Origin of the sequence: Candidatus Methanoperedens sp. BLZ2, assembly GCF_002487355.1 — an archaeon.
In the GTDB taxonomy this organism is placed as follows: Archaea; Halobacteriota; Methanosarcinia; order Methanosarcinales; family Methanoperedenaceae; genus Methanoperedens.
Genome location: NZ_NTMG01000020.1, coordinates 24,530 through 34,562 on the forward strand (window position 1 = coordinate 24,530; position 10,033 = coordinate 34,562).

Here is a 10,033-nt window from a genome sequence, read left to right on the forward strand (position 1 = left end):
TTGCATACCTATATACCCTTCGGTTAACCTAATGAAATGGTTAGGATTATAAATTGCTGAGATTTCCATAAGTTGTAAATAGAAGGAACGCATTATGAATTAAATATTGAGGGAAATGGAGGAATATCATGGAGGAATTGACGTCACTCCCGGGCTTTCAGGACATGCTGGAGTTCGGTCTCATCGATGCACTATTAGGCCGCCGCTCACGTCGCTTCTTTCTGGGTGCACAGATCCCTGACGGCGTATTTGCTTATAAGTCACGACATGCTCCTGTGCCTCTAAGTGAGTTAGAAAAGCTTCTCATAGTGGCAGCCTGCGCCGGCAACACAAGCTGGCACCATATGATCTACCGCGCTCAGTTATATGCGCCATATCTCTCCAATTATGCCGGCGCAGCAGGCGGACGTACGTTTCCATCCGCTGCTGGATTTCATACGAGTATGACTTTCTTCACAGATGATAAGGGGGTCTATGTGCTGGATGCCCGCAATGCTCCAGCCTTTGCAGAGAGAGAAGAAGATGGCTCCTTTAAACTTGATGTGATCCTTGATGCTCTCAAAAGCCGCATCAGGAAAATCCAGGACGGTCGGCTTGGACTGCCGCCGGAAGTGCCACATACTGAGGCGCATAACACCTGGGTAGCTAATCAGCCTGGAACACTTCTTGTAATCCCTGTGGGAGACCTGGCCCAACACGTCCTGCTCATGCTCTGCTACATGCTGCAAAACGGCACTGTCCTCATGGATGATATCAACAGACGTCCCATCCCGGGGATCGAGAGGTTTAAAAACATTGTAGATACAAATAACACCTGGCCCCTCACTTTCGTGGAGCAAACATGCATGGCTGAACTTACGACCGAACTATCCATAAGCTGCTACGCCGGTACGCTCATGTTGCAGGCAATGGGGCTTGGAGGCTGGATGTTCGATGGGCTCAATCCTTCCAGTGTGCTTGGCGCAAGCGGTGAATTACGTGCTCCTGGCCTGAAATTTCGATATGACTCAAATGAACGCTGGCCTTATCCTAATCCAACGGGCTTAGAAGGTGTCATGGAAGGCTTCTGTCCTCCCCATTACCCGGACATGCGTACTGCTGTAGAAGCGGTATGTAACCGCAAGTTCGGTCATGGTGGTCCGTTCCATCCCGACACGCCAGGCCCCTGGAAAGACTCTGCGACCGTAAGGTCTGCCGCCCAGGTACATAGCGAGGAATTCAGGGAATGTGTAGCCTTGCAGGCCCAATATATCTTTGATGTTTTTGGCAAGTTCCCGGGTACGGTTCCCTCGATATTTCTTATTACCTACTTGCAGGCGCATCATCTGGATACGGAGTTCTATGATAGGTTTTACAAGCCTGGGGCGTATTTAAAAGCACATGCCACGCATATGGATCGCTGGCACTCTCACGGCTCAACCTGATATATGAAAAAGATTGAAGAAACAAAACTTTTTATTCATTAAAACACCCTTTTATACTAAAAAGTTCTTTCAGAAAGAAAAACTAAAGATGCAGGAAAATATAATATTGTACCAGATAAAATTATAATTAATAATCCTGCATGTTGTGTGCTGCATGGACCTCCAGAAAATCGCAAAGGAAATCAGGGAATTCGAAGGTGTAACGAGAAAAAAGCCCATAGCAGACCTCATAAATATTTTCCAGACAGTGCGCTCCGAATATTCCGGTTCCGTGGTTGATTTTGGCGATGATGCAGCTGTTATTGACATCGGCGGGGACGATTACATACTTTTTGCTGCAGATGGCATATGGGGTCGCCTCGTAAATGCAAGTCCCTGGTGGGCAGGATATACTTCTGTGCTTGTGAATGTCAATGATATTGCTGCCATGGGCGGGAAACCCGTTGCTATGGTCAATGTCCTATCTTCGGATAATAAAAACGCCTGCAAGGAACTTCTCAGGGGAATCAGGGACGGAATAGCGAAATTCGGAGTCCCGATGGTTGGCGGGCATCTTCATCCCGATACCCCATATACTTCACTATCAGTAGCCATCATTGGTACGGTAAAAAAAGGGTGCGAAATAAAAAGCGGCACTGCAAAGGCAGGGGATGTTGTAATATCTGCATACGATCTGGATGGGAAAGTGGGCCCGAATTCTCCTTATAGTTTTGACACAACGACTGCAAAAGAGCCGGAAGAAGTGCGCAGAAAATACAGGGTGATCCAGGAAATAGGCGAGAAGAAGCTTGTCACCGCAGGAAAGGATATCAGCAATCCAGGGATTATCGGTACACTCGGGATGCTTCTTGAGACAAGCAGAAAAGGGGCTCGCGTTGACCTCGGGAAAATACAGGCGCCAGAGGGCGTTGATTTTACACAATGGTTGAAGGTTCATCCGGCAACAGGTTTTATAGTCACGGCTTTACCGGAAAATGAAGCACCACTTATTGGTCTTTTTGAAAAAGCAGGATATACGGTTGCGAATATCGGGATCGTGGACGATACGTCAAAACTTGATATTTGCTATAAGAATAAGTGTGTTACTGTTTTTGATTTCAAGAAAGATGTGGTGACAGGGATAACACAATAATCTGTTTATTAGAACTATTTATTTCACACTTTTTTCACAACCTCGTTTATATTCAAGTAAATGAATTTTTAGTTAAAAGAGATGAAATGAGGAAACGGATCATGATCAATTTGAAAGATATATCCTTAAGCAAGAAACTGATAGGCGGATTCGGGATTGTAATTATTCTATTAATGATAGTTGCCGCATTGAGTGTGGCAAAATTAAGTTCAATAGACACAGCAACAAGAAGTTTATTTGATAATGAAGTAAACCTGGGTAAGAAAGCAGATAATATAAGCATTAATCTTCTCCAGTCAAGAGATGATGAGAAAAATTTCTTGATGCAAAATGACCTTCAATATGTGGATAAAGTTAAGTCTTCAGTTAATGCCATTAAGAATGATGTTGCCGATATCTCAAAACTCGATATTGGACAGAAAGAAAAGGATGATGCTAATAATATCTTGTCTCTGATCACCAGTTGTGAGAATACATTTCTTGAACTTGTTAATCTGCAAAAACAGCTTGGTTTACTGGAAATGGAAGGATTAAATGGAGATTTAATTAACCAGGCACGAGATGCAGAAGCGGATATAAAAAAGATTGGCAGCACAGATGCTCTGGCGTCGTTACTTGAAGCCAGAAGACATGAGAAAAACTATGTGATCCGAAAGGAAGTGCTCTACCAGACCAAGGTACATGGTGCCATCGATATAGCAAAAATTAACATATCAAATTCAAAAGCATCTGACAATGAAAAAAAACAGGCCATATCAAAACTTGACCTGTATGTGGCTACTTTTGATAAATTTGTAGGTATTTCCATTGAAAGAGATAAAAGAGAAAAGCAACTCATTGTTAATGCGCAGCAGATAGACGTTCTTATTGCCGGCATAGTAAATGATTCTCAGGCTAGCCTGAAAAATCATATGGATGCGACGACTGCTTCAAACAGTTCTTCGAAAATGGCCGTCATTATTCTGGCATTCATTGCAACTATAACAGGCGTTGGCGCCAGCATCTATATATCCCGCTCAATTACAAAGCCAGTAGATAATATGCTTGAGGCATCAAAAAAGATCGCAAAAGGCGACCTTACTGTGCAGGTGCAGAGCGACCACAGGGATGAAGTGGGACAGCTCTCCATGGCCATCCAGGACATGGCAGGTAATTTAAAGACCGTAATCGGAAACGTACAGAAATCTGCGATGAAAGTCTCAAATGCATCCCAGACGCTTTCAGAATCAAGCAAGGAAATTAAATCATCCACAGAGCAGGTAGCCAGCACAACGCAGGATATCGCCAAAGGCGTAAGCCAGCAGGCGACAGACATGACACAGATAACAAGAGCCATGCAAGAGATGTCGCAAACAGTGCAGCAAATTGCGGCAAATTGCCAGAAAGCATCGATGCGGGCAGGGGAAGCCAATAAAACCGCACAGGAAGCGGGCAGGATTTCCGGAAATGTCGCGCAGAAGATGAGCGAGATAAAAACAACTGTCGATGGTTCAGCTATTGTAATAAAGGAGCTTGAAAGTAAATCCCAGAAAATTGGCGAAATCATCGGCGTGATAACTACTATTGCAGACCAGACAAACCTTCTTGCTCTTAATGCAGCCATTGAAGCGGCACGGGCCGGGGATCATGGAAGAGGTTTCGCGGTTGTGGCTGATGAAGTCCGAAAACTTGCTGAGGAGTCAAGAATGGCGGCGAACCAGATTACCCAGCTGATAAAAGAGATCCAGCTGGGAACAAAGAAAGCGGTTGAAAGTATGGAAAATGGCACGAAAACAGTGAGTGAAGGTTCAACTACTATTGAAATTGCATCATCAGCTATTAATAGTATTGTAACTGGCGCAGATGAAGTTGCCAATATGATACAGGAGATTGCGGCTTCAGCGCAAGAACAGTCAGCATCTGTAGAAGAAGTCACAGCCTCGGTAGAAAGTGTTTCATCCGTAAGCGAGGAATCTGCGGCAGGTACTCAGGAAGCCTCAGCTGCTACTGAAGAACTTTCAGCATCGATGGAGCAGCTAATGATAACTGCGCAGGACCTTGCGGAACTGTCAGAAGGATTGCAAATGGCTTCATCACATTTTGTGCTAAGATCTGTTGATGATTTCGTGCGCTGCTGGGACATCAAGAACTGCAGCAACGAGGTCAGACAGAAGTGCCCGGCATACAATTCCAAAGAACTTCGCTGCTGGATTGTCGAAGGAACATGGTGCGGTGGAGTAAAACAGGGTGACGCAAAAGCCAAAGTCCACAACTGCATGAAATGTGAAGCATTCATAAAAAATTCTGACACACAATAATTGATCCTGAATTTCTTCATTTTTCATGCTTAATAAAGTAGCGGGCACGCCTCAGGTCGCAGCCTCTTCCAGTGCATAGTTGACCACAAACTCGCCTCCGCCCCGCGCCCCCATGAGCGATAGTTGTTTACGGCTGGTTTGCTCCCTTCCGGGCCTAGACCGTTTTCCGCAACTAAGGCACAAAAACCTTCCTTCAGGAAAGCCTTTGTACCAACACCAGCCCCATAGGACGGGGTTTCACAGTAGAATCTGTGGGCCATGCAATAGTCAAAGCTTCTTCCTCCGGCTTCGCCCCCCGCTATCGACGGTTTCGGGTTACAGATAACGCCGAGTTATCCGGGCTAGCCCGCCGATGTGGTAATGTTCCTCGAATGCAATAAAGTTATCTCAAGGAAGTCCAATATAGAGAGAAAAGGAGATGAAAAATTAATGGAAGAACTGATCGGTTACGTTGCAAGCAATCACAAAGCCAGCAAGATCCTTGCAGTGCTGGATTCAAAAGGCGCAATGGATGGAGCAACCATAGCAAAGACGGTGAGGATTGTGGGGGCGGAAAAAACAATAGAAGAATTGACCGGAAAAAACCTCATAGCACGCGAAGGCGCCAAATTTGCTTTAACGGATCTGGGAAAGCAGGTCTCGCACAAGCTTCGAAGCGTTTAATCCTAAAACTTCAACTGGTTTTAGTCAATTCTTTTTTTATTTTTATAATGATCCGGATCGCCATCGCAGGAGCCCCGGGCTCAGGAAAATCCACGGTCTGCCTCAATGTGCTGAAACATCTCACTTGCACATACGGCGGGATGATTAGCGCCGACATCAGGGAAAAAGGGGAGCGCGTGGGATTCGAGATACTGGATATCACAATTTGAACAATATCGGTGTGGCTTCGATCAAAAATGCCATGAATTCAGGTTTGATCGTTATCGATGAAATTGCACCCATGGAATTCAAGTCGCCTGAGTTTATTCGCATAGTCGAGGAGGCGGTTTGCAGAGACAAGAATATGTTGGTGGTGTTGCATCAGAAGTCGAGTCATCCGGTTGCGGAGAGGATACGAAAGGAGTTTGAGGTTTTTACTGTGACGCCGGAGAACAGGGAGGTCATAGTCTCAACGATTGCCCAAAAAATAACTATAGGGCTTCAATAACACCTTTCTTGCCCTTTTTCTTTAAATTCCTTATAAGTTCCTGGTTCTCACGAATAAAGGATGTTGCATCGGATTCGATTTTCTTTTTATCGATTTTCTTACCCTGGCCCACCCCAGGGCAATCCACAACAGGTTTTAGTTTCATTAAAGGTTCATCGGAATATGAGACTTCGATGATCTTAAATGGAAGCAAACGGCACACAAGCGGCTCGTTATTACGTATCGTGCATTCAAGTTTCAAACCATTAAAAAAGCACTTTCCTTCTTTTCCCCTGACCTTGAATATGTTTTCTTTTTCATCAAAATCAAGAAAATCTTCTGGTGAATATCCCAGGTCTTTGATCCTTTTTATATCCTCAATTGTAAGCTGGATACCTTCGGAACAGCATTTAGCGCCGCATTTCTTATATTCGCACTTCCACTTATCGATATTTTCAAGGATATGTATCATATGACTTAATTGATTTTCTTATAATTTAAGGATACCCATATCTGGCGAGCATAAAAGGACAATTGAATAATTACGGGATTGAATTTTTTTGTTGCCTTTAAGTTATTCATTGCGTTATCCCAGATCCTCCATATACAGATACTCCTGCGCATATCCACAATATTTTCCAAAATAGCTCCTGGCAAATTCAGCTATTTCATCTCTCTTTTTGCTCTTCGGACCTTTGAAACTGGATCCATAATACCTTTCCATTATCTGTTCGATATGCGTATCCACCGGGAAAGATTCAAGCTTCCCGAATGCAAAAAGCAGCACGCAATCAGCGATCTTATTTCCAACGCCCTCTATTTTCACAAGTTCTTCCCGCCCTTCCCTGTAGGATAAGTCCTTGATCCCGTACAGGTCAAATTCGCGATTTACCACACTATTTGCTAATTTCAATATCCGGGAGGCACGAAAACCAAGCCTGCACTGCGACATGTCGCACAGCCTTGCATCCGAAAGTGCATCTGGTGTGGGGAAGGAATAATAGCCTTTTTCGATCTCATTCCCGAAACATTCACACATGCGCCTGATGGAATTAGTGATGTTCCTGATAGTGTTGTTGCTTGAGCACATATACGATACAAGGCATTCCCACGGATCCTGCCGGATAAGACGCAGACCTCTGTATTTATTGATCAATGATGTAATTTTTTCATCCCTTGCAATTGAGGCGTAAATTTGTTCAAGATCATCATCAAGCCTGAAATAATCGATAATTAATTCCTTATCAAGAGATGATTCGACTATCAGTTCCTGATTTTCCTGTTTAGCCCTGACGATAGCTCCCCTGACTATCCCAATCCACCAATCCTTTTTTTCCCACCTGAATACCTGGCCGCATGAAAGGGAATGATCAAGGTTAAAATCCTTTATTTTAATCCGGTACACACTCAGGGATACATCACAGGGATGAAATACATTACGGTTATAATTGATATTGATATTTATTTTAATTCTACGGCGCCCTTGCCTTGATATTCTTTGAGCTGCAGCTCGGGCATTCTGTTGCCCCTTTCTTCATGAAAGTCTTCTTGCATGAGATGCACCAGAACATGGAGCTTCCTTTTTTCATCTCTTCAAGATCATCAGGCATCATGGAGAATCCGGTATATGTACTGCACATAATTTAACCTCCGTTAACCAATTGTATTATGGTTGTTTATGTTTTGTTGCTCTCGATATTAAAAGGTTTGGTTGACATTTTATCTGTTTTTTCTGGATTTTTCTGGATATCCCTTTATACTTTCACCTCAATTAAGTAAAGAATAGATGCCAGATAAAAATAACAAATATTTTGCGGCCCATAAAGAAATAACATCCGTAGCAAGACTTTCGATTTATTCCAATTCCCTGTTACTTATAATAAAGCTTGCAGTGGGCTTTTTCATGGGTTCGATAAGCGTAATGTCAGAAGCCCTTCATTCGGGCATCGATCTTCTGGCTGCTGTCATAGCAAATTATTCTGTCAAGAAAGCAGGACAGCCGGCTGATGACGAACACAGGTTCGGGCATGGCAAATTCGAAAATGTTTCCGGAACAGTAGAAGCAATTCTTATTTTCGTTGTAGCAATAATAATACTTTATAAATCAAGTGTAAAGATCCTGGGTAATGAAACAATTGAAATCGATTCGAGCTTAATTGGAATTGGCATCGTTATAATGGGAATCTCGACAATTGTGAATTTTTATGTTTCAGCAAGGATAATGAAAGTTGCAAAAAAAGCCGAATCAATTGCCCTTGAAGCAGATGCTTATCATCTTACGACAGATGTTTATACTTCGGTTGGTGTTTTAGCAGGTCTTATTTTAATTCGGGTCACAGGTAATCCTGTATTTGACCCGTTAATGGCTATAATTGTGGCTCTCATTATTCTCAAAGCATCCTATGACCTGACAAAACGCTCAGTATCAGGGATCATGGACGTGAAACTTTCAGATAACGAAGAGGATGCTATCAAATCAATAATTCATGAACATTATTCCCAGTATGCGGAATACCATAACCTGCGCTCGCGGATGTCCGGAGCTGAAAGATTCGTGGATCTGCATCTTGTCGTACCCAAAAACCAGAATGTTGTAGATGCACATGATTTCTGCGATCATCTTGAAAAGGAAATTAAGGAGAAAATCCCAAATCTTTCGATTTTGATCCATGTTGAGCCATGCAGGACAGATTGCGAAATATGTCAAAAACTGGATGTCTGTACGAAGCCGGATATTGTAAGATAACTTATTTTATTTCTTTTTGGTACTCAATGTACGAAAATACAACAGAATAAATAGCGGCTAACAATATTGGAACAAGGATAAAAAATATTGCATAGCTCTGGAACAATATTCCTCCAATGGCAATTATCCCGGCGATTTTAAAGAGCTTCCCACCTATTTTATGAGTTTTATCCCATACTTTTTCACTGCTTAAAGTCCATGGAGTTCTGATACCAATGAACCAGTTCATTCTGGCATTTTCTATTAAAACTCCTGAATAATAAAATAAAATTGCAAAAGCCGGTGATAAGAGGGTAATCATATTGAATCTGAAACCCGCATTCCAGAATATAGTCAGAAGATAAATATAAAATAGAAATACAATTATAAGTAGAACGAAATTATCATAATATTTTCTAAATTTTTCTATGTTTGACTTATGTGGATCTATCCCGGGTATTATCATGAAAAGCAAAAACAATCCCACTGAAATAATTGGCATCAAAAAAATTCCCCAGAATTTTGACATATAACCATTAACTTCTCCCCGGGCATTCCAGTGAGATGCAATTTTTTCTGGCATCTCTGGAAAAACATAGATACCGATTGTGAATGAGAGTAAAACAATTCCAATGGCGATAATTTCACTTTTTCTCATGACTAACCCCAGATGGGGAATATCGGAATGACAATTCCGAGCCCGATACGCCTGTTAAAGTGAATTCCTACGGAGAATACGATAAACCCCATTCTACCAATTGCGATACCAGGAGTAAAAGTAAATCCGAAAGTCTTAAAGATGCCAAAAGTCCAGCCAAGCATTAATGCCAGGTCGATACCAAATGGCGAAATAAGCCCACTACCGCCCTTTTCTTTATCTTTTCCGCCTCCAAGATCGCCTACTATCAAACCGATAGCTGGAGCAGAAAAGAAATTTGAGTCACTTTGATTATTCATGATAGTATTCACCTTCTTATTTTTGTCCTCTATATCTTTATACTTCTTTTATCTTAATAAATTATGTGCAATAAAATTATTCTGGCTCTTTTTATCAGGATTAGCAGATGAAATGTTTTTATAATATGGGGTAGAAGGGTAAAGAATACCACTTATCTGATGGATGAATCGTACCCCCTTTCATTAGCGACATAATTTCACCTAACCCTTCTGGTTCTGAATATAGGTCTTAGTGCCTATCCGAAAAATCAATAAATAGTATATTTCCGAATGAACCACAGAGAGCACAGAGAACACAGAGACGTGTTTAAAAAATCTGTCGAGTAGAACTCATAGCCCACCTTTTGTTGAGGTAATAGCCCCAAGGTT

Annotated in this window: 10 protein-coding genes, 1 other RNA gene and 1 pseudogene; 6 read left to right on the forward strand and 6 right to left on the reverse strand. The window is 42.3% G+C overall.

The genetic code is table 11. The annotated features are described in order from the left end of the window. Nucleotides 1-611: 611 nt before the first annotated feature. The 3 genes from CL181_RS02840 to CL181_RS02850 all read left to right on the forward strand — a co-directional run bounded on the left by CL181_RS02840 (nt 612) and on the right by CL181_RS02850 (nt 4,853). Nucleotides 612-1,424, forward strand: a complete 813-nt coding sequence (locus CL181_RS02840; protein ID WP_255251376.1) for a hypothetical protein — start codon at nt 612-614, stop codon at nt 1,422-1,424. Between the two features lie 154 nt (nt 1,425-1,578). Then, a complete protein-coding gene (locus CL181_RS02845; RefSeq protein WP_097297738.1) occupies nt 1,579-2,556 on the forward strand; it encodes a methanogenesis marker 2 protein in 978 nt (325 codons plus the stop codon). 101 nt (nt 2,557-2,657) lie between these two features. After that, nucleotides 2,658-4,853: a methyl-accepting chemotaxis protein gene (locus CL181_RS02850; protein WP_176505029.1), complete on the forward strand. Its 2,196-nt coding sequence runs from the start codon at nt 2,658-2,660 to the stop codon at nt 4,851-4,853. 38 nt (nt 4,854-4,891) lie between these two features. Here CL181_RS02850 and ffs read toward each other — a convergent pair. Continuing rightward, nucleotides 4,892-5,205, reverse strand: an RNA gene (gene ffs / locus CL181_RS02855) — signal recognition particle sRNA. 8 nt (nt 5,206-5,213) lie between these two features. On the opposite strand from ffs, the gene CL181_RS02860 reads away from it, so the two are divergent. Beyond that, nucleotides 5,214-5,516, forward strand: a complete 303-nt coding sequence (locus CL181_RS02860; RefSeq protein ID WP_097297740.1) for a transcriptional regulator — start codon at nt 5,214-5,216, stop codon at nt 5,514-5,516. A 47-nt stretch (nt 5,517-5,563) separates the two neighbouring features. Next, nucleotides 5,564-6,003, forward strand: a pseudogene (locus CL181_RS21355) (nucleoside-triphosphatase). Here the strand turns inward: CL181_RS21355 and CL181_RS02875 are convergent. The 3 genes from CL181_RS02875 to CL181_RS20055 form a co-directional block, all read right to left on the reverse strand. After that, on the reverse strand, nt 5,987-6,454 hold the full coding sequence (locus tag CL181_RS02875; protein ID WP_097297743.1) for a YkgJ family cysteine cluster protein: 468 nt from the start codon (nt 6,452-6,454) through the stop codon (nt 5,987-5,989). The pseudogene CL181_RS21355 and the gene CL181_RS02875 overlap by 17 nt on opposite strands. A gap of 114 nt (nt 6,455-6,568) precedes the next feature. Beyond that, nucleotides 6,569-7,387, reverse strand: a complete 819-nt coding sequence (locus tag CL181_RS02880; RefSeq protein ID WP_097297744.1) for a DNA-3-methyladenine glycosylase — start codon at nt 7,385-7,387, stop codon at nt 6,569-6,571. Nucleotides 7,388-7,454: 67 nt separating this feature from the next. Continuing rightward, nucleotides 7,455-7,622: a hypothetical protein gene (locus CL181_RS20055; protein ID WP_176505030.1), complete on the reverse strand. Its 168-nt coding sequence runs from the start codon at nt 7,620-7,622 to the stop codon at nt 7,455-7,457. A 146-nt stretch (nt 7,623-7,768) separates the two neighbouring features. On the opposite strand from CL181_RS20055, the gene CL181_RS02885 reads away from it, so the two are divergent. Then, complete coding sequence (locus tag CL181_RS02885; protein ID WP_097297745.1) at nt 7,769-8,728, forward strand: cation diffusion facilitator family transporter; 960 nt, start codon at nt 7,769-7,771, stop codon at nt 8,726-8,728. A gap of 1 nt (nt 8,729) precedes the next feature. Here the strand turns inward: CL181_RS02885 and CL181_RS02890 are convergent, their stop codons facing one another. Together CL181_RS02890 and CL181_RS02895 are read right to left on the reverse strand one after the other, a co-directional pair. Further along, entirely contained in the window at nt 8,730-9,365 is a 636-nt protein-coding gene (locus tag CL181_RS02890) for an SdpI family protein (RefSeq protein WP_097297746.1), read from the reverse strand. A 2-nt stretch (nt 9,366-9,367) separates the two neighbouring features. Then, entirely contained in the window at nt 9,368-9,664 is a 297-nt protein-coding gene (locus tag CL181_RS02895; protein WP_097297747.1) for a hypothetical protein, read from the reverse strand. Between the last annotated feature and the right edge of the window lie 369 nt (nt 9,665-10,033).